A 20,325-nucleotide genomic window follows, 5' to 3' on the forward strand; every position below is an offset into this window, starting at 1 on the left:
GATTTTCTCCCCCTCCCCGTCCAAATTTAATAAATCCTGTAAATGTGCAGGATTTTATCGACAAAATCTCGATTTCGACCGAACCGCAGCTAAAATGCTGCACTTTCGCAACAATATTGAACTTTCGGATGCAAACGGATCAAAAATCATGTATTTTTGCAGGATTCTTTCAAACGAGATGCACAACAACAACAACAACAACAATCGCATTCTAAATAGTAGCAATCGCGACTGAACCCTATTTATCCAACTCATTCGAGCTTTCCTGCATCCTTCAAGGCAAGCAACTAAGGGGACAGCCTCCAGTCTTCCTACAGAACCCAATAACTTATAAATTCTAAATATGCGCAAAAAAGCACCGGACTGAGGGCGTCTTATCCCCCTCAGTTCGATGCTTTTATTAGACTCTACTTCTCCCCCAGCGGGAACACGGCGTTCCACGTCTCCGTAGCATCGCTGAAGCCAGTCTTGCCGTCCGACACCGCAGCGAACAGATGGGTCGGGCGGCCGTGCTCGTCGAACAGCAGGAACGGCCGCTCCATGTTGCCGAGCACCTGCTCGGTGCCGTCGTCCCACCGGATGTGGCGTGAGTACGCCTTCGGCTCGGCCGCGACTTCCCAGTGCAACCCGTCACGGGAACGGACATGCACGCCACCGTACTTCTCGCCACACACGTTGCCGTCCATGTCCTTCGCGATCAGCTCGTAGCCGTCCTCGGACCGCCAGATGAACGGATCTTCCAGATGGAACTGGTCCGGCGGGAAGATCGGCTCTTCGCTCAGTACACGGTAAGGGCCATTATAATGCGGCGCATGTGCCGCTCCTATCGTCATACGACCATGTGTATTACCTTCGTATTGACGCGCCTTGTAGATCAATAGGACGGAGCCGTCCTCATGTACGCATGGAGCCGGATTCGACGTCAGGAAGCTGTCGAACTTGCCCGGGCGCGTGGACAGCACGGGCTCGTCCAGCCGCTTCCATGGCCCGAAGATGCTAGTCGAAGTCGCCAGACCTATGCGCTTGCTGGCCCGCGCTACGATGGTTCGAGGATCGGTCAGCCCGAACCCATCGCCGGGTACCGGGTCAGGAAGCGGATGGGACGACCCCATATAGTAGAGTAAGTACGTATCCTTGTGCTTCACAATGTGCGGGTTATGTGTACTGCGTCCATCCCAATATTCCGCGCCACGCGCAGGCAAGACGACCTCTTGAAATTCGTACGGACCTTCCGGTCGGTCAGCCACAGCTCGGACAACCTCCGAAGCGACGAGCCACCCTGGGTGCATCGGCAGCGACTTCGGCCAACGCGAAGCGAACAGATGGTAGCGGCCGTCCTCGCCTTTCACTGCCGAACCGCACCAGACCCAGTAGACTTCCATCCGGAAGCCGCCATTTCTTGGTGCTGGTTGCCATGTGCTGAACATCAACGGTTACCTGCTTCAACAGTCTGTAACCAAGCTTGGGCAATAAGAGCGTGACCGGCTGGAGACGGATGAACGCCATCATGTGCCCAATAGCTCGACTCCGCGCGCATCGAAGCCGCTGCGAACAGTCCGTCCAGCGGCACTAGCAGCGCACCGTATTCCCTCGCCAGCTCACGCACGATGGTAATCTTCGGATCAAGATCCTCTCTCCATCCCTTGCGGTCTGCCGGGTGCGGCAGCACGAACGGCTCGATCAAGATCAGCTTGGCATCCAGCTTCTCCTTCGTCCTGTTGAGGATATCCCTGTAACCGCTCTCGAATTGGGCAGCCGTCGTCTCGTCCTGACGGTCATAACGGCGCCAAGTATCGTTAATCCCGATGTAAATCGATACCCACGTCGGCTTCAAGTCGAGGCAATCTTCTTGCCAGCGTTCCTGTAAGTTAACGACTCGATTCCCACTGATACCGCGATTGAGAAACTGCACCTTGTGCTCCGGATACTTAGCTCCGAACAGCCCGGCTGTCATCAAAGCATACCCTTTGCCCAGATCGTTTCCGTTGTCCCGAACGCGCCCCGCGTCTGTGATGCTATCCCCTTGAAATAATACAACGTCTCCTTGCTGAATCCGTGTTCCCATGCTTCTACCTTCCTCCCTGTTCTCCCATGTGTGTGTGTTCATTCCATATCTGATTGTTATTTTATAGGTCAAGCTCATCGTACCATATGTGTGTTCATGATGGGTACATGGAAAATGCTCACCTTTTACAAAAAAATTAAATGGTTACGGGGAATGGGTAGGAATGCACGGAATGTTCTGATACACTGCTCCTAAAGGCTTGTTGGACAAGACGGAGGTACACAATGGACAAGGAACGGCTGCTTCGGAGTGGATGGACAGAAGGCCACGGACATTTCCAGGTGGTTGCCTATTACTTCAAGCAATGGGACGGATTCTACATGCCCTTCCACACCCATGCTGCCACCGAAATCATGTATGTGATCGCCGGTACGTGCCGGGTCGAACTGGTCCGAGAGCGGCATGAACAAGAGAACATTTTGCTTAAAAAAGGGGAATTCATCCTACTCAACGCCAACGTCCCCCATCGATTGATCGTAGAGAAGGACAGTCCATGCCGGATGCTGAACGTCGAATTCGTAGGCTCCGCCAACAAGGGAGGATTCCCCACAATCGACCAATGGGCGTCCGAAGACGAACGACTGTCGGCGCTTCTGGCGGAGCCGATCTCCTTATTGGTGCTGCGCGATCCGGATGACGTGTACCATATTCTCAAAAGTCTAGTGCTCGAGCTGGACAGCCGTGGAACGGAGCAAGGAATCCTGGTCCAATTGCTACTGTGGCAGCTATTGATCCGAATCGCAGCCTTATGGCAGCCGTCCGAGCGTCAAGGCTTACCGCAAGCCGATCTGTATGTGAAGCAATGCGTGGAGTTCCTGCACCAGAACTACGACCGGGACATCCTGATCAAGGAGATCGCGACGGCCGTCAATCTGCATCCGGGCTACCTGCACCGTATTTTCAAAGCTCGAACGGGACGCACAATCATGGAGTATTTGACGTCGCTGCGAATGGAAAAAGCTAAAATGCTGCTCGCTCAGACCGATATTCCGGTAAGCGATATTTCCGACTATGTCGGTATCAACAGCCGGCCATATTTCCACACCCTCTTCAAAAAACATGCGAACGTGACTCCCGTCGAATATCGAAACGCGATTGAGATGAAGAAATGGAATGATGTTCCGGGAGAAAAAGTGATTATTTTGGACATCTCAGACTCTACAAAGTCACGATTTTGATAACGCCTCCATCCCGCTTCCTGCTACAATTTGGCTTAGGAAATCGGAATTCCGAAGGGAAATGGAGGAGAACAACTATGAGTTTCAAAGTGACTTTTATCGGTGCCGGGAGCATCGGCTTCACACGGGGACTTCTACGCGATATGCTCGCGGTTCCTGAATTCCGCTCGATGGAGGTAGCATTCTTCGATATCAATCCGCACAATCTGGAGATGGTGACGGAGCTGTGTCAGAGGGATATCGATTCGAACGGACTGCACGTGCGGATCCAATCGACGACAGATCGCCGCGAAGCGTTGAAGGGCGCGAGGTATGTGTTCTGCACGATTCGGGTGGGTGGCTTGGAAGCCTTCGCTACAGATGTGGACATTCCGCTTAAGTATGGCGTCGACCAGTGCGTAGGCGATACGCTCTGTGCCGGCGGGATCATGTATGGGCAGCGGGGTAATACGGAGATGCTGAACATTTGCAAAGATATTCGGGAAATGGCCGAACCGAACGCACTCCTGCTCAATTACGCCAACCCGATGGCGATGATGACCTGGGCTTGCAACCAATACGGCGGGGTGCGGACGATCGGGCTATGCCATGGTGTGCAGCATGGTCACAAGCAAATCGCGGACGCGTTCGGCCTGAAGAAGGAAGAAGTCGATATCGTATGCACAGGCATCAATCACCAGACCTGGTATGTGCAAATCCGCCACCAAGGGGAAGATCTGACCGGTAAACTGCTGGAGGCGTTCGAGAACCATCCCGATTTCAGTCGGACGGAGAAGGTGCGGATCGACATGCTCCGACGGTTTGGCTACTACAGCACCGAATCGAACGGCCATCTCAGCGAATACGTACCGTGGTACCGGAAGCGCCCGGACGAGATCCACGACTGGATCGACATGGGCTCTTGGATCAACGGCGAGACCGGCGGATACTTACGCGTTTGTACAGAAGGACGGAGCTGGTTCGAAACCGACTTTCCGAACTGGATGATCGATCCGGCGTTGGAGTACAAGGCTGAGAATCGCGGACAGGAGCACGGGTCGTACATTATCGAAGGGTTGGAGACAGGGCGCGTGTATCGCGGTCACTTCAACGTCGTGAACAACGGCATTATCACCAACCTGCCGAATGACGCTATTATCGAAGCGCCGGGTTACGTGGACCGCAACGGCATCGCGATGCCGGTTGTCGGTGCTCTGCCGCTCGGCTGCGCCGCCGTCTGCAGCGTTAGCATTTCCGTGCAGCGCCTAGCCGTCGAAGCGGCCGTCCATGGAGACGATCAACTGCTGCGGCAGGCGTTCATGATGGATCCACTCGTCGGAGCAGTCTGCAACCCGAAGGAAATCTGGCAAATGGTCGACGAAATGCTGGTCGCTCAAGAACCATGGCTGCCGCAATATGCGGACGCCATCGCCGATGCGAAGCAGCGTCTCGCTGCCGGCCCGTTAATCCCTACTCGCGCATACGAGGGCGCAGCCCGACTGAAGGTGAAGACCGTGGAAGAGATGCGAGACAACCGCAGAGCGGCCAACAAAAACGCGGGCGAATCGGACAAAGGGGAAGACCGCGAGAAAGCCAAGCAATCGTCTGTGAACTAGGACATTCCGAAGGAAGCAAAAAAGAACCTCCATCCGCTTATATGTGGATTGGAGGTTTTTTCTTGTGTGTTTTGGACACTGATAATCCCCCAACATCGAAAAAATACCAAGCGTTATAAATGATAATCCCAATTACCCAATTCAATCATTTATTTCACTGACAGACAGATGACAAGTCGACATGATAATATAACTTTAGTCCCAACCTTTCCTAGTATATTGAGATGTGACCACTTGCACTACGCTCATCGAACTGAATCCTTACTTCATACGAATGAACTATATATTTCCTAAATATGAATAGAGAAAAGGTGTGTAAACGATGGGTTATGGCATACGATTGAAGGTATGGGGAGAAAACGCCTGCTTCACCCGACCGGAGATGAAAATCGAGCGTGTCAGTTACGATGTCATAACCCCATCCGCTGCACGCGGCATTCTCGAAGCCATCCACTGGAAGCCTTCGATCCGTTGGGTGATTGATCGCATCCATGTACTGAATGAGATTCGCTTCGAGAACATTCGCCGGAATGAGATTGAGAACAAAATCCCCACAAGCAATATTAAAGCGGCCATGTCCGGTAAACCAAACACACTCGCCCAGATCGTAACCGAAGAACGCCAACAGAGAGCCACTCTGATGTTGAGAAATCCGGCGTATCTATTAGAGGCACACTTCGAGATGACCGCCTTTGCAGGTGTGGACGACTTCCCGGAGAAGCACTACAACATTTTCCTGCGTAGAGCTAGGCTAGGGCAATGCTTCCATCGCCCTTATCTAGGTTGTCGAGAGTTCGCTGCACAGTTCCAATTATTCGAAGCCACTTCCGAAATTCCAGAATCCTTTTATAAAGATCAAGGAGAGCAGGATTTGGGCTGGATGCTGCATGACATAGATTTCCAGGACGGAATGACCCCCCGGTTCTTCCGAGCCTCCATGCGCGGAGGAGTTGTCCATGTGCCAATCCTTGTCTAGAGAGGAGCCGATACCCGTTGATCATACAAGCGCTCTACCAGCGTTATCTGGATCTATCCAGTGACCCTGAATCAGGGGTAAGCGAGTTGTACTTCAGCGCAGGCAAGGTATCTTATGTGTTGGAGATCGGGCGTGACGGGGCATTGGTCAACGTAGAGGATATTCGGGACTTAACGGGGAAAAAGCCAGTGCCAAGATCAACGGTTGTACCCGAGCAGGCCAGCCGATCAAGCGGAATCCTCCCCTATCTGCTGTGTGACAAAGCCGAATATTTGATTGGCTTCTACACTGTTCAGTCCAATGAAAAAGACACAATCAAGAAGAAATCGGACGCATTAAGAAAATATGTGGCTTCCCGTGCGCTTGCTCAAACCGTTCTTGCGGAAGCTACGAACGAAGTAGCTGTGGCAGTTAAGCTGTTCTACGATAACTGGAGTCCCGAAACCATTCGCGATCACCCTCTGCTCCAACCCTATTGTAGCGAGCTGGACAAAGGAACCGATACGATTATGGCTTTCCAACTCCAGAGTCAATCCATGCTGGCGCATGAGGATAACGAGATCAAGATAGCATGGATCCAATATAGAGAGAACCAGGATGCTGTGTCTGAATATGACGCGCAGTGCTTGATTACCGGCCTGTCCAACGTATCAATCGCCAGAGTGCATGACAAAATCAAGGGGGTGCGTAACGCCCAGCAAGCAGGAGCCTCCCTGGTTTCCTTCAACTTCCGTTCTGCGGAGTCTTACGGCAAGGATAATCAGCAGAGCTACAATGCACCCGTAAGCAAGATCGCTTCCTTCGGCTATACGACAGCACTCAATCATCTTCTGGCCTCCAGGAAAAATCGATTATGGGTCGGGGATATGACGGTTGTATTCTGGTCTGGACTAGCTGCGGCAGCCGATGAACTCGAGTCCTTCTTCGCTCAGATCGTGGATCCAAGCGCTACGGAGAAGCAAGACACCGTGTTGAATGCACAATTAGCTGATGTGATGAAGCGGATTAGAAGCGATATCGACCTTGATGAGGCGATGATCCCGCATCCCGGCTCCCCCTTTTATGTGCTGGGCCTCTCCCCTAATAATGCCAGGGTTGCTGTACGGTTTTTCTGGACAGGTCACTTCGGGGATATGGTGTTGAAGCTCGGCGCTCATGCTATCGATTACAGCTTAACAGGCCCTGATGTTCAAGCTCTCACCCAAGAGACCCCTTCCCTATACCGAATACTTGAAGAGACAAGACGTGTCGGCAATGAAGGCACGAAGGTGGGCGACGATGCACCAGATCGTATGGGCGGAGAGCTGTTCCGGGCCATCCTGCAAGGGACTGCCTATCCTTATTCGCTATACACCGCTATTCTTGGCCGAGTTCGTGCAGATGGGACAGTTAACCGCCTGCGGGCTTCCATTATTAAAGCCTATTTGGTCCGTTCCTGTCGGTTGAATGGCAATACCAAGATCATGGAGGGATTGACGATGAGTTTGAACACGGAAACTACGGAGCCTGCCTACCGTCTCGGAAGACTATTCTCTGTATTAGAGCGAGCTCAAGAAGATGCTGCCCGACCTAACAAACTAAACTCGACCATTAAGGATCGATTCTTCAATGCTGCTGCCTCCAATCCAGGTACGGTGTTCCCCAATCTAATCCGCCTGTCGCAGAATCATATGAGTAAGTCTGACTTTGGGAACCTCCGTGACGGCGAAATGGCAGACATCTTGTTCGACGTTAAGGACTTCCCCACTAGCTTAACCGTACAACAACAAGGTTTGTTCATACTTGGCTACTACCACCAGAAGCAAGATACTTTTGCTAGAATCAAGGCAGCGTCAGATGTTAAGAAAGAACTCTCCGTCATCCCGTTCCATCCACTCTATTAACGAAAGGTGAGATGTTACAGTGTCCACAGCGGAAAGAGAACTTAGCAAGATGAGCAATAGCCACCCCGCATTGCAAAAAAGGATTGATTTCTCCTTATTCTTCGATGTGACGAACGGCAACCCCAATGGCGACCCTGACGCAGGGAACATGCCTCGCATAGATCCGGAAACAGGTCACGGAATTATGACCGACGTGAGTCTGAAGCGCAAAGTGAGAAATTACATCGAGTTGACGCGCGAAGGGCTGGAACGATTCAACATCTATGTGACCGAAGGCGGAGTTCTCAATGAGCAGCACCGTAGAGCCTATCAAGCGATCCGACCCGACGATGCGAAGAGCAAGGAATTGAAACCGAAGGACATAGCTGAAGCTAGAGTGCTTACACAGTGGATGTGCCATAACTTCTATGATATTCGCACCTTCGGAGCCGTCATGACGACCAAGGTCAATACCGGTCAAGTTCGCGGTCCCGTCCAGTTCACATTCGCGCGCAGCATCGATCCCATCTTCTCGCAGGAAGTGACGATCACTCGTCAGGCCGTCACGCAAGAAGGTGCGGACAAAGAGCGTGAGATGGGCCGGAAGCACATTATCCCCTATGCTCTATATCGCATGGATGGTTACATCTCATCCTACTTGGCAGAGAAGACTGCGTTCAGCGATCATGATCTGGATGTTCTGTGGGAAGCGCTAACCAATATGTTCGAGCACGACCGTTCTGCGTCCAGAGGTCAGATGACTGTTCGTAAGCTCATCGCCTTCGAGCATGCGTCCAAGCTGGGCAATGCCCCTGCACATCAGTTGTTGGATCGAGTCACTGTTGCACGAAAGAGCGGCCATGCTGCTAGAGCTTATAGTGACTATATCCTCACCCTTGACCAAATGCAGCTTCCGGATGGCATTACGGTAAGAGAGTTCGGATGAGTCCGGACTCCTAGTTAATCCGCGAACGTCAAAAGCTCCTCCTTTTTAAAATGGGGCTATTTGACGTTTGTCCAAAAGAAAAATTTCACATTACTTAATAATATTCCTTTACAGGAATATTCGTTATGAGGTATATTATAAACATGAGTACGGTAACTAACGAACGAAACGAGGTGACCTGAAAATGACTGGTACTGAAAGTAGAACCCGAACCGTACCCCATGCAAACATTCGATCCATTATAGAAACGTCCGCACCATGGATATAACAACATTTAGCGCATTAGCCGAACCCAACCGCTTACGCATTGTAGACCTCCTGCTACAAGGTCCCATGACCGTAGGGGAGATTGCCGATCAGCTTCATATCCGCCAGCCTCAAGCCTCCAAGCATCTGCGTGTTCTGCTAGAGGCCGGACTAGTCGAAGTACACGCTGACGCCAATCGCCGGAACTACAATCTCCGATTGGAGGCGTTCCAAGCACTCGACGCTTGGCTGGATACTTACCGCCATGTCTGGGATGAAAGATTCGATGCTCTGGAGAATTACTTGAAGAAGTTGAAAACCAAGCAAAACAAACAATAATCTGAGGAGGATTTTCAATGTCGAACAAAATGATTACCAAGGTAGAGGGTCAGGAACTTACGCTGGAGCGTGTATTTAATGCGCCACCTGAGCTAGTATTCAAAGCATTTTCCGAGGCTGAGCATCTGAAACACTGGTGGGGGCCGCGCGGTTGGACACTTACGGTGTGCAATATCGATTTCCGTCCGGGCGGTATATGGCATTATTGCATGAAGTGCATCGACGAGAAACTGGGGGATTTCTTCGGATTCGAATCTTGGGGTAAAGCGGTATATGGGGAAATTGTTGAATCCGAGAAGATCGACTACGTCGACTTCTTCTCCGATGCCGAAGGCAATGAAGTAGACGCCATGCCCTCGGCCCAGGTTTCAATGACTTTCGAAGCACACGAGGGCAAGACGAAGCTTATCAGTCGGGCTCGATATGCTTCACCGGAAGCACTCAAGTCGGTTATTGATATGGGAATGGAGCAAGGCATTGCGGAAACTTGGGATCGTCTTAGCGAGCATCTGCAATCCATTCAATAACATCCTTAGCAACAAGGCCGTCCGGCATCGAGCCGGCGGCTTTGTTGCTGTTCGCCGTTATTTGAGTTCACTCACCGCAGGCTGATTGGAGTGCCCCATACTCGGCTTTGTCCGGTTTCGTCCCAGTCCAATCCCCACCCGGCCGACCACGTATGCCCCGCCAGGAATACGGTTCGCTACATTCATGATGACGGCCGAACCGACCACACAACCCACGAACTGCAAGAGGACGCTGAACAGCCCTAAGCTTTGCAGCCCGAAGGAAGCTGGCATCTTGACGAACACGGCCAAGAGCAGCGGATGGAGCAAATAAATGCCGAACGAGTAGCGGCTGGTCCACTCCAGCAATCGCGGTACGCGCTTCATCGTCGAGGCGACCGTGAACAACAGGATGATCATACTTGAGGAGAACAACAGCATATCAATCCGCTTGGAGGAGTGAGCCGTGATCCAGCCTTGCCCGTTCACAAGCAGCACGAGCGCCCCGGTTACAACCGGCAGCCCATAAGCCGCCAGACGAAATCGCTGCAGCTGACTCCGAAACCACGCCTCATTGCGCCCCAAGTAGTAAGCCCCTGTGAAGTAGAACAGCCATCCGGGGAACAGCAGCCAGTACATTTTATCCCAAATATAGTGGGCGACAACGGTATCCGCCGGTTGGGTGAAGTTGAAGAAGGCCAAGTAAGCGACGTTCACTGCGAACGCCACGATTAGCACAAGACGAGGTGAGAACCGCGCTGCATAAGCCTGAAACCACACATGCAGTCCATAAAATTGAAAGATCACTAGGATAAAGTACCCGTGAAAATCACCTAACAGCCAGTGTCGCCACAAGAAATACCAGCAAGCCTGGAGCAGCGGAATACCCTCGCTGCCTGCCATATCCAATCCTTTCAACCCCGCATACAAGGCGCCGAATATAATATAGGGAAGCAGAATATACTTGATGCGCTTCCCCCACAATCCTCTCGGACTTCCATTCGGATAAGCGTACGACAGGATGAACTGCGAGATGAAGACGAACACCGGAGTCCCGAATGTAAGTAGCAGGCCCACTGATTCGACCCACGGCGTATTCCCGTCGTACACTCGGTACAGGGCATGAAGCAAAGCAATACTCAAGCAGGCTATGCTGCGCAGCACGAACATTTCGGCGTTGATCTTGCGTTCCATATGAAGCTCTCCTTCCTGCTAACGGATCAAGTACCTACCGCTCTCTCAACGGTCAATCCGGCGGCGATCGTCTTCTCCAACCCCATCTCCAGCGTATGGTCGGGTGTCCACAGCAGCAATTCACGCGCTCGCCGATTGTTCAGATAGCTATGGGTAATATCACCTTGCCGGGCTGGCTTGTGAACAGGCTGCATCACGTACCCGGTCATGCTGCCCATCAGCTCCAGCAGCCTATTTATTGACACCGGTCTTCCACAGCTAATATTGATCGTCTGATTATCCGCCTTCCTACCTACATGGAGTGCCGATACGACCGCTTCCGCCACATCTTCCACATATACGAAATCCCGGGTCTGCTCGCCGTCTCCATAAATGATAGGACTTTCGCCACGCTGCAATCGATCCAGGAAAATCGAGACAACCCCTGCCTCGCCATGCGAACATTGCCGTGGTCCATAGACGTTGGCAAACCGCAGGATCGTGTATTTGAGTCCGTGCATGCCAGCGAACAATCGAATATACGATTCAGGCACACTCTTGGAAATCCCGTAGCATGAGGTCGGATTCAACGGGTGACGCTCATCAATGCTCAAGTATTCCGGCATGCCGTACACAGCAGCAGACGAAGCATAGATAACCTTCCGGACATGGTACATCTCGCACATCCTCAACACATTCAGTGTGCCGAATATGTTCACGCCTGCATCGAACAACGGATTGAGCTGCGACTCCCGAACGTCGATCTGGGCCGCCATATGGATGACTACATCCGGCCGTTCTCTCTCGAACACATCGCTAAGCGACTCATCCCGGATATCGTGTGTGTATAGGACTGCAGACGGATTCACATACTTCGAGCCGGCAGCCCCGGACAAATGATCAACGACAATAGTCTCAATCCGGTTCGACAGGAGCTGGTCCACAATGTGGGACCCTATGAACCCTGCCCCTCCGGTAACTAGTACTTTCATATCAAATAGCTCCTCACGCCCCGATAGGGTGTTGTTTGTACTATCATTTCTCCCAATATCCACATAAGATACAAGAATTATAGAATGAAGGAGTGAATGGACATGGCAAGTTCACCTATTCCAGACGGCTCGGTATCGACGGCGAAGATTGAGAATGGAGCCGTTACCGCGATCAAGCTGGATCCCGAAACGAATGGATTCGTCAACGTCCGGTCATACGGAGCTGTTGGCAACGGCATCAAGGACGACACTGTTGCGATTCAGAATGCGATCGTCGCCGGAACTGCTTCCCGGTTGGGGGTGTTCTTCCCGGCTGGCGTATATAAAGTATCGTCTGCTCGCATGCGCAACCCGGCTAGCGTCGATTGGTGGTGCGTACGAGTTCCGTCAGAATCGAATCTGTTATTCGAACCGGGAGCCAAGCTTGTGCTTGCCCCCAATCCCCCGTCGGACACCCGGGTGCTCGTAATCTCCAACGCTTCCAACATTACATTATCCGGCCTCGTCGAGATTGACGGGAGCGCCTCCACCGTGAAGACGTCGGTCAACGATCAATTGCACGGGCTGTTCATTTACAGTGCGCGAAATATACTCATCGAGTCCGTGTACGCCCATGATTGCTACGGGGATAACATCTTCATCGGAGGGACGGAGGTTAACCCTTCGGTCAACGTGCAGATTGGTTATGCCCGCTGCGAGACGGCTGGACGCAAAAACTTCGTGATCCATTTCGTCGACCAGTTGCATGTCAACTCAGCCGTGCTGAACAACACCCGCGGAGGGGCTCCCAACTTCAACGGTGCCAATTCGCTAGACTTGGAGCCGGATGGCTCCACGGGAACCCGCAGCTTCTATCAACGGTTCGATTCCTTGTCGACGACGGGATTCGGCAACGACCTGTCCGCCGGATTAACAGACGCCATTGCTCAGTTGTGGACTCTGGATATCGGCTCCCTTGATATGCGGGTAGCCGGAACGACCGGGCCAGCTCTGCTGTCGTACGGCTTGACGCTGAAGATCAGCCACCTGTCCATCCAGTCCACGGATCACAAAGCGGGTTACGGATTGCAGACGCTTTATTCGCAATTCATCGATATCGCCAGTGCCCGCTTCACCGGCATCGGCGGTCCCGCCATCTATGCAGCCGCAAGCGGGGGCGGCAAACCTCGGCTGCGCATCGGCTCCCTGGAAGTGTACGGATCCGGCTCTACGCTGGCGAGCGGCGTCCGGATCGACGGCGGAGATCTATTCATCGGGACGATCGATGCACAAGACTTGAGCGGCAACGTTGTGTATATCTTCGCTACGGAATCGAATACGATGGCCACCATCGACAACATGATCGTCCGCAACAGCGGCTCGGGTCAAGTCGTGCTGGTGTCTTCCTACGGCACGGCCCAACCATCCGTTCGTTTGAGCAATGTGGCGGTGTTCGACACCCGCTCGGCGAAGGTGAAGCGTATCCTGGAGTTCGAGACACTGGTCGCCATGCAAGGCACTTCCATCGGTACGCTATACAACCCCTACGCGATCCCGGAATGGTGGTCCACCTATGGCAATTTCAAGAAAGCGCTCCGGCTCACAGGCGGAACTATACTCCCTGCCGTATTCCTCGTGGAGGGAACACCTGAAGGCGTGTTGTCCGCACCAGTCGGCAGCCTCGCGTTGCGTTCAGACGGAACGGCTCAAGCCGCGTTGTATGTGAAGGAAAGCGGTACAGGCAACACCGGCTGGAAAGCCAAGTAAAGAGCTGTACGACGAAAAGAGAACCAGCCGTCACCAGCGCACAACACTCTTCGCATTCTGTATACAGGTCTCGATTGTATCGATAACGCGTGCCTGCTCTCCCTCCGTCATGGAGCTTCCGGAGGGCAGGCATATACCGGTTGCGAACAGTTGATCCGCGACGCTGAATCCTTCGAAATACGGATAGTATCCCGCGCGAGCGAACAACGGCTGCAGATGAAGCGGCTTCCAGACCGGCCTCGCTTCAATGTTGTTCTGCTCCAGGCAGGTCAAGAGCTGCTTCGCCGACACACCGGCATGTTCCTCATCGACTGTGAAGGCGGTGAGCCACCGGGTACTTCGTCCTTCAGCCGCTTCCGGCATGAAGTGAAGTCCGGGAATGGACGCCAGCCGGTCCATGTAAGCTTGGCAGATGTCGCGCCGCCGCTCTACGCGCTGATTCAACTGCTCCAGCTGACCCCGGCCGATGGCAGCGAGTACATTGCTCAGCCGATAGTTGTAGCCCATCTCCGAATGCTGGTAATGCGGAGCCGCATCACGGGCTTGCGTCGCCCAGAAGCGTACCTTGGCAAGCCCTTCTGTGTCGCTCGATACGAGCATGCCGCCGCCGGACGTGGTGATGATCTTGTTGCCATTGAACGAATAGACACCGTAGCGGCCCCAAGTTCCGCTTGCTCGGCCGCGATACGTGGCGCCAAGCGATTCGGCAGCATCCTCGATCAATGCGATGCCGAATCGCTCACACGTGTCGGCAATCGGCTGCATGTCTGCGCTCTGGCCGTACAGATTCACGACTACGGCCGCTTTCGGCGTGAGTCCCTGATCATCCAAATCCCTACAAGCCCGCTCGAACGCCAGCGGACACATGTTCCACGTCTCCGGTTCGGAGTCTACGAACACAGGCTTGGCCCCCAGATACAGAATTGGGTTGGCGCTAGCAACGAACGTCAATGTGGAACAGATCACATAATCGCCCTGACCGACACCTGCCAGACGAAGCGCCAGGTGAATAGCCGCGGTGCCTGAAGAGAGTGCCACGGCCCCAAGCGAACCCGTATAGGCCGCCAGTTCTTGCTCGAATGCATCGACTTGCGGTCCGAGCGGAGCGATCCAATTGGAGTTGATTGCTTGCTCGACATATTCCTTCTCCCGTCCGCTTAGATGCGGGGGGGACAATAAGATGCGCGGCGGGAGGCTTGCTTCCTGATTGCTCATGCCTGTCTCTCCTTTCCAACAATTGAACTCATCTCTAGCGTCGGGTGCCGATACAGAGGGAAGTAATCGTCCTCTACTTGGTTCGCGTAACTGGAACGAATCCGCTCATACAGCTTGGGGAGAAACACCCTCTTCCCCAAATGATAATCAAGTGGTTCCTGATTGGTGGCGAATCCGTGTTTGAATGTGAATAGCTTGTCATTACCCGTATAGCCCCCGCCCAGATGGAACCGTTCGAACCCGTTATCCATCCCCCACAGGGCCGCTGCGTGGATCAACAGCTTCGTAGGCGCCCAGTACTGATAATCCCGGTTCCAACCGCTCAAGTGATAGTGCATCCATGGACGCTCATGCATCACCAAGCAGGCTCCCACCGTCACCTCGCCGTCCATTACCTCGAACAGCTCCAATCGCCCTTCTAGCAATCGGCAAGTCTCTTCAATGAACGTACGGGGGAAATAGTAAAAAGAATGAGCTTGAAGATCATCCAGTGTGCCGTAATACAGCTGGATGAAGGTGTCGATCCGCTCCTCCGGACGTGTTCGCCTTACTACGAACGGAGAGGACTGGAACTTCCGGATATTCGCCTTGTGATTGCGGCAATAGTGCTGAATTAGCCCGGCCTCTGTGCCGACACGCAAATCGATGAAGGCGGTATTCCGACACAGCTGTGCCTCCACATCCTTATAATCCGCTGCGTTGCCAAGCCCTGGATGGAAGCGAACGAACTCGGTCAAGATGCGGCGATCCCGGCAGTACTCGGCGAATGTGATGCCGAATTGTCGGAACAGCTCTTCCCGTTCTGCACCATGCGGCGCATTCGTGATCGGCCCGCCATACCCGTAGGGCGTGCTTATGTCGTACATATCACCCATCAGCCCGAGCTCACTAATCGCTGGAAGGTGGCCGATTGACCGCAAGAGGTACGGGTACACGATTAGCAGATCGTCCTGTTGGTAGACGAACAGCTCCGCTTGCTGCTCCCCTTCAACATCGAACAGGCGGCAGTATTCGCATGAGTAATAGATGTCCTTCATTGGCATGCGGTCCACATAATCGTTCCATTCTGCACCACGAGAGCTATCCAGCACCTCAGTACTCACTATTTAACACCGCCTGATTCTCCAGCATTCGGATCATACGTACGCTTTCGCTGATAGGGGTAAGCCGACGATCCCTTTCGGATAACTGCGCATCCGGCGACAGCACGAGCAGCTTCCGCTCCGCTTCGAGATGGCCCAGCACCCTGGACAGATCGCCGTCCCAGTCCCAATCCGCCTTTTGCGTCTGAATACGGTAATATTGCTCACCAAGCCGCCCAACTTGCACGGTGCCATGCTTCGTTCTAATCTTGAAGGAGGAGAAGCCGTAAGCAGCATGATGTGCCTCTGCCACTGGATACTCATCGACTATAAAGTCCGGCACCTGATCGCCCCCCGCCTCAGCATCACTCGCTGTATCGATGAACCGATTTCCCTCATACCAATAAGTGCGTCCCGCTTCGGTGAATCCCAACCTCTTGTACCATTCGTGCACCCGTTCATTCCAATAGAACACGTCAAGGGCGAGCGTTCGCACCCCTTCCTTCCGGGCGAGCTCCTCACCGTATGCAACTAGACGGGCGCCGATCCCCTGACTGCGACAAGCCGTGTCTACATTCAGGTTATTCAGCACAAGCATCTGTTCCAACCGTCTCCATTCCGCGAAGCCGATGAGTTCCTCCCCTGCATATGCGCCGATTAGCAACGTTGCTGCATGTGAGCCGCACCTGCACGAAGCACGCAAGTATTCGCTATAGCCGGAGCAAGCAAATATGGTACGGGTGTACTCCCTCTCGGGCAAGGATTCCCTAAGCAGTCGGCAGGCTCGTGGAATGTCATCTATTCGCAACGGACCTAATCCGACATTCATGCCGACCCCTCCTTTGTCTGCAACCTGTGCGCGTCCAGAGGCAACTCGTGATGGCCCGGATTCGCGATAATATCTTCCCGACGGATTACTTTTAACACGGTTTTGCATAAGATCCTCACATCCTGACGGAAACTGAGCTGTTCTACATAAGCGATGTCGAATGCGAGCCGCTCGTTCCAAGACAAGCGATTTCGTCCCGATATTTGCGCCAAGCCCGTAACACCCGGCCTTACCGTGAACCGCAGCTTCTCCTGCTCGAAGTAGTAAGGGCTGTAACGCATAAGCAGCGGCCGCGGTCCGATTAAACTCATCTCACCCTTCAGCACATTGATGAGCTGCGGTAGTTCATCCAGACTTAATCTTCGTATGGCCCCGCCGAACGAGACGTAACGTTTGTCATCAGGCAGCAGCTGGCCATTCGCATCATAAAGGTCCGCCATCGTGCGGAATTTGTAAATGTAGAACGGTCGCTCCCCCCGTCCCGGACGCTGCTGCTTGAACAGGACCGGACTTCCCAGCTTGACTCGAATCAATAGCGCCACAACCGCCATCACCGGGGCGAATAAGATGAGCAGAATCGAAGCTCCCACGATGTCGCAACTTCTTTTCCAATATGGGTACATGGAATCCCCCTAACTTAATCCTTGAATAAGCGGTCTCGTAGCAACTTCATCTGCTCCAGATCAGCGCTCCAATAATACACATCATCCCCCACCAGTGGATCGGGTCCGAACTTGTCCTTGCCTGGTATCTGCTCGTAAGTGAAGTCATCCGACTCCATGCCCCGGAACATCCAGGCCAAGCTGATCAAGTCGCTATCCCGGAAGCTCGTGTCGAGGATGTCCTTCCTGCCCGTTCGTATGAGTCCAGCCAGATCTGGAATATGCTCGGGCTTCAGCAACTGCTTGGCCACGGCGCGTACGATACGGAACTGCTCCCGCTGACGACCGAAGTCACCATCTGCCAAGGTGTACCGCTCACGGGCCAGGAACAGCACATGTTGGCCGTCCAACCGTTGTTCCCCTTGCTTGATCGTAATCTCCGGAGTGATCACCACATCCTGCTCGACCATCATCTCGATGCCCCCAATGGAATCGATGAAGTCACGGACTCCGGACAAATTCGTCTTGATGTAATGATGCACGGGGATATTCAAGAAATCGCTCACGGCTTGTATGAGTGTAAGGGTGCCCTGCCGATTGCCGGCCTTCGCCTCGCCTACGCTGTGAGCGTGGTTGATCTTCGTGTAGCCGACCCCTTGCACATACGCCCTCGTATCCCGCGGCACGGAGACGATGTTCACCTTCCGCTTATCCGGCATCACATGGGCTACCATAATGGTGTCTGCGCGCGAGCTCTCCCCGCCCCACGTATCCGTGCCGATCAACACCACGTTGAAGGAAGATGACCGGCTATCGGAAGATGTCTCCGAAGGCTCCTGCCCCTCTTGTTCTATCTGCCCTCCCGGTTCCACCAGCCCTTCCGGTCCCTCTGGAACAACCGGATTCGGCAAGGCCAGCACGTTAGAAGCCGCTGATTGAAAATGGGTTTGCGGATTCAACAGCCCCACGATCCAAATGCTGCCGATGACGACTGCACTTAACAGGAAGATCGCGCCATACCTCCAAGCCGTCTTCATGTTCCCGCATGCAGCTCGACCTTAACCCGCTCTGGTTCGGGCGGCAACTCTGTCTCCTCTTGCAGCCCCAGGTAGCTCGGGATGAGCTGTTTCAGCAATTTCTTGATGGGGTAACCGCCTGTTGCATACTCATATCGCTTGCTTAGATTCTCCAGCACTCCCAGAACGAGAAGGAATTCCGATCGCGGAATGCTAGACGGACGACTGACCATAATCCGGTCGTTCTTCGTGACCATCAGACCTTCCTCTTCGGTCAAGAGCTCTTCGTACAGCTTCTCTCCGGGCCGGATGCCGGTAATGACGATAGGAATATCCTTCTCCGGCTCCAGTCCTGACAGACGTATCAAGTCACGAGCCAGATCGAATATGCGCACCGGCTTGCCCATGTCCAGTATGAACACCTCACCACCCTTAGCTAGCACACTCGCTTGAATGACGAGCTGTACCGCCTCCGGAATCGTCATGAAGTATCGCACCATATCCATATGCGTTACTGTGACCGGCCCGCCGTTCTCGATCTGCCGCTGGAACAGCGGAATGACGCTGCCCCTGCTGCCAAGCACATTGCCGAAGCGAACAGCAGCGAAGGCTGTCTTGCTGGATGTGTTCTTGTCATGAACGATCATTTCCGCCACACGCTTCGTCGCTCCCATGATGCTCGTTGGATTGACCGCTTTATCCGAGGAAATGAGGATAAACCGCTTGACGCCGTATTTGTCGCTGGCCTCCGCCACGTTCTTCGTCCCGATGATGTTATTCTTGATCGCTTCGACCGGATTCAATTCCATGAGCGGCACATGCTTATGTGCGGCGGCGTGATACACAAGCGTTGGGCGGTAGTTATGGAAAATATTTTCGATCCGGGACGCGTCCTGAATGTCGGCTATAATCGGATGAATCGTCTGATCAGGGAACAGTCGACGCAACTCATGCTCGATCTGATAGATGCTGTTCTCCCCGTGACCGAGAAGCAGCAGCTCCCTCGGCTGGAACTTGGCCAATTGCCGGCATAACTCTGAGCCGATCGATCCTCCCGCTCCCGTAACGAGAATCGTTTCATCGCTTAAGCTTTCACGAATTTCTTTCGAATCGATCCTTACCGGCGCCCGGCCGAGCAGATCGTTGACCGATACTTCCCGAATCATGTTGACCGACATTTTGCCATTAAGAATATCGTTCATGCTGGGCATCAGCTTGATCTGGGCCTTGGTCGATTTGCAGATGTCAATAATGTCAGTGACTGCACTGCGCGAGGCGGCCGGGAGGGCAATGACGATATATTCGATGCCCAGCTCCTGGACAACAGCCGGAATGTGATCGCGATTGCCCACGATGGGCAGCCCCATAATCTCAAGCTGCTGCTTGGCCGGATCGTCATCGATGAAGGCGACCGGTGTCATGAACTTGAAGCGGGACTGCTTGATCTCCTTCGCTACCAGAATGCCCGCTCTTCCCGCTCCAACGATCAGCAGCTTGCCGCTTGCCGTAGTCGGTTCTGCCAGCTGGCGAGACGTGTCGCCCCACAGACGGCTGATCATCCGGGACCCGGCAATGCCCAGGAACACATAACCGGCTGCAGAGTAGAGCGAGAGCGGGAGTCGGTAGGCGGGCACAAGCAAATGCGCGATCGCGTTCACCGCGATAACACTTGCGAACGTCAGTCCGCTTGCCTTTAACAACAAGACCAGTTCTTCTAAGCCGGTATACCTCCAGATGCTGTGATACACTTTAAATCCGAAGAAGCAAGCCGCATGGACGATAATATGAATCCCTATCGCGTACGGCAGCATTTGCAAGTACTGCAGGGGGATGTCAAAATCAAACCGAAGCGAGAATACGAATAAAACCGAAGCTGCCACAATGCCTGCATCCAGCAACGCTAACCGAACAAGACGCGTCCTTATCACCATTTCCTTCACCCTCATCGACCGAATGT

Annotated in this window: 18 protein-coding genes; 8 read left to right on the plus strand and 10 right to left on the minus strand. The window is 53.4% G+C overall.

Translation table 11 applies throughout. The features are described from left to right. Positions 1–407 precede the first annotated feature (407 nt). A complete protein-coding gene (locus AC1DWB_RS08720) occupies positions 408–1,427 on the minus strand; it encodes a glycoside hydrolase family protein (RefSeq protein WP_477540658.1) in 1,020 nt (339 codons plus the stop codon). Next, the gene (locus AC1DWB_RS08725) at positions 1,427–2,065 is read right to left on the minus strand and encodes an SGNH/GDSL hydrolase family protein (protein WP_477540659.1); all 639 of its coding nucleotides are present in this window, start codon (positions 2,063–2,065) and stop codon (positions 1,427–1,429) included. The genes AC1DWB_RS08720 and AC1DWB_RS08725 overlap by 1 nt, the downstream gene beginning before the upstream one ends. A gap of 224 nt (positions 2,066–2,289) precedes the next feature. On the opposite strand from AC1DWB_RS08725, the gene AC1DWB_RS08730 reads away from it, so the two are divergent. From AC1DWB_RS08730 to AC1DWB_RS08760, 7 genes are all read left to right on the plus strand, one after another. Then, a complete protein-coding gene (locus AC1DWB_RS08730) occupies positions 2,290–3,243 on the plus strand; it encodes an AraC family transcriptional regulator (protein ID WP_477540660.1) in 954 nt (317 codons plus the stop codon). 77 nt (positions 3,244–3,320) lie between these two features. After that, a complete protein-coding gene (gene melA, locus AC1DWB_RS08735) occupies positions 3,321–4,838 on the plus strand; it encodes an alpha-galactosidase (RefSeq protein WP_477540661.1) in 1,518 nt (505 codons plus the stop codon). Positions 4,839–5,160: 322 nt separating this feature from the next. Further along, positions 5,161–5,814, plus strand: coding sequence for a type I-C CRISPR-associated protein Cas5c (cas5c, locus tag AC1DWB_RS08740; protein WP_477540662.1), 654 nt, complete (start codon positions 5,161–5,163; stop codon positions 5,812–5,814). A 17-nt stretch (positions 5,815–5,831) separates the two neighbouring features. Further along, positions 5,832–7,697 (plus strand): type I-C CRISPR-associated protein Cas8c/Csd1, encoded by a 1,866-nt coding sequence (gene cas8c, locus AC1DWB_RS08745; protein ID WP_477540663.1) that lies wholly within the window; start codon positions 5,832–5,834, stop codon positions 7,695–7,697. Positions 7,698–7,716: 19 nt separating this feature from the next. Beyond that, the gene (cas7c, locus tag AC1DWB_RS08750) at positions 7,717–8,622 is read left to right on the plus strand and encodes a type I-C CRISPR-associated protein Cas7/Csd2 (RefSeq protein ID WP_477540664.1); all 906 of its coding nucleotides are present in this window, start codon (positions 7,717–7,719) and stop codon (positions 8,620–8,622) included. A 258-nt stretch (positions 8,623–8,880) separates the two neighbouring features. Beyond that, on the plus strand, positions 8,881–9,207 hold the full coding sequence (locus AC1DWB_RS08755; RefSeq protein ID WP_477540665.1) for an ArsR/SmtB family transcription factor: 327 nt from the start codon (positions 8,881–8,883) through the stop codon (positions 9,205–9,207). Positions 9,208–9,224: 17 nt separating this feature from the next. Further along, positions 9,225–9,734: an SRPBCC domain-containing protein gene (locus AC1DWB_RS08760; protein WP_477540666.1), complete on the plus strand. Its 510-nt coding sequence runs from the start codon at positions 9,225–9,227 to the stop codon at positions 9,732–9,734. A gap of 57 nt (positions 9,735–9,791) precedes the next feature. On the opposite strand, the gene AC1DWB_RS08765 is transcribed toward AC1DWB_RS08760, so the two are convergent. Both AC1DWB_RS08765 and AC1DWB_RS08770 read right to left on the minus strand, forming a co-directional pair. Continuing rightward, positions 9,792–10,907, minus strand: a complete 1,116-nt coding sequence (locus AC1DWB_RS08765) for an acyltransferase family protein (RefSeq protein WP_477540667.1) — start codon at positions 10,905–10,907, stop codon at positions 9,792–9,794. A gap of 26 nt (positions 10,908–10,933) precedes the next feature. Beyond that, positions 10,934–11,878: an NAD-dependent epimerase/dehydratase family protein gene (locus AC1DWB_RS08770; protein ID WP_477540668.1), complete on the minus strand. Its 945-nt coding sequence runs from the start codon at positions 11,876–11,878 to the stop codon at positions 10,934–10,936. Positions 11,879–11,980: 102 nt separating this feature from the next. Here AC1DWB_RS08770 and AC1DWB_RS08775 point away from each other — a divergent pair, with 102 nt between their 5' ends. After that, positions 11,981–13,624, plus strand: a complete 1,644-nt coding sequence (locus AC1DWB_RS08775; RefSeq protein WP_477540669.1) for a glycosyl hydrolase family 28-related protein — start codon at positions 11,981–11,983, stop codon at positions 13,622–13,624. 30 nt (positions 13,625–13,654) lie between these two features. Here the strand turns inward: AC1DWB_RS08775 and AC1DWB_RS08780 are convergent, their stop codons facing one another. Genes AC1DWB_RS08780 through AC1DWB_RS08805 form a run of 6 tightly spaced genes read right to left on the minus strand, consistent with a single transcriptional unit; the run spans position 13,655 to position 20,299 of the window. Continuing rightward, entirely contained in the window at positions 13,655–14,839 is a 1,185-nt protein-coding gene (locus AC1DWB_RS08780) for a DegT/DnrJ/EryC1/StrS family aminotransferase (RefSeq protein ID WP_477540670.1), read from the minus strand. Then, the gene (locus AC1DWB_RS08785; protein ID WP_477540671.1) at positions 14,836–15,942 is read right to left on the minus strand and encodes a GNAT family N-acetyltransferase; all 1,107 of its coding nucleotides are present in this window, start codon (positions 15,940–15,942) and stop codon (positions 14,836–14,838) included. The genes AC1DWB_RS08780 and AC1DWB_RS08785 overlap by 4 nt, the downstream gene beginning before the upstream one ends. Next, positions 15,932–16,750: a GNAT family N-acetyltransferase gene (locus AC1DWB_RS08790; RefSeq protein WP_477540672.1), complete on the minus strand. Its 819-nt coding sequence runs from the start codon at positions 16,748–16,750 to the stop codon at positions 15,932–15,934. Before AC1DWB_RS08790 ends, AC1DWB_RS08785 begins: the two co-directional genes overlap by 11 nt. Continuing rightward, complete coding sequence (locus tag AC1DWB_RS08795) at positions 16,747–17,373, minus strand: sugar transferase (RefSeq protein WP_477540673.1); 627 nt, start codon at positions 17,371–17,373, stop codon at positions 16,747–16,749. The genes AC1DWB_RS08790 and AC1DWB_RS08795 overlap by 4 nt, the downstream gene beginning before the upstream one ends. A 14-nt stretch (positions 17,374–17,387) precedes the next feature. After that, entirely contained in the window at positions 17,388–18,389 is a 1,002-nt protein-coding gene (locus AC1DWB_RS08800) for an LCP family protein (protein WP_477540674.1), read from the minus strand. Beyond that, positions 18,386–20,299, minus strand: a complete 1,914-nt coding sequence (locus AC1DWB_RS08805; protein ID WP_477540675.1) for a polysaccharide biosynthesis protein — start codon at positions 20,297–20,299, stop codon at positions 18,386–18,388. The genes AC1DWB_RS08800 and AC1DWB_RS08805 overlap by 4 nt, the downstream gene beginning before the upstream one ends. Positions 20,300–20,325 lie beyond the last annotated feature (26 nt).

The sequence above is a fragment of the Paenibacillus sp. P4_E11 genome (assembly GCF_056401635.1).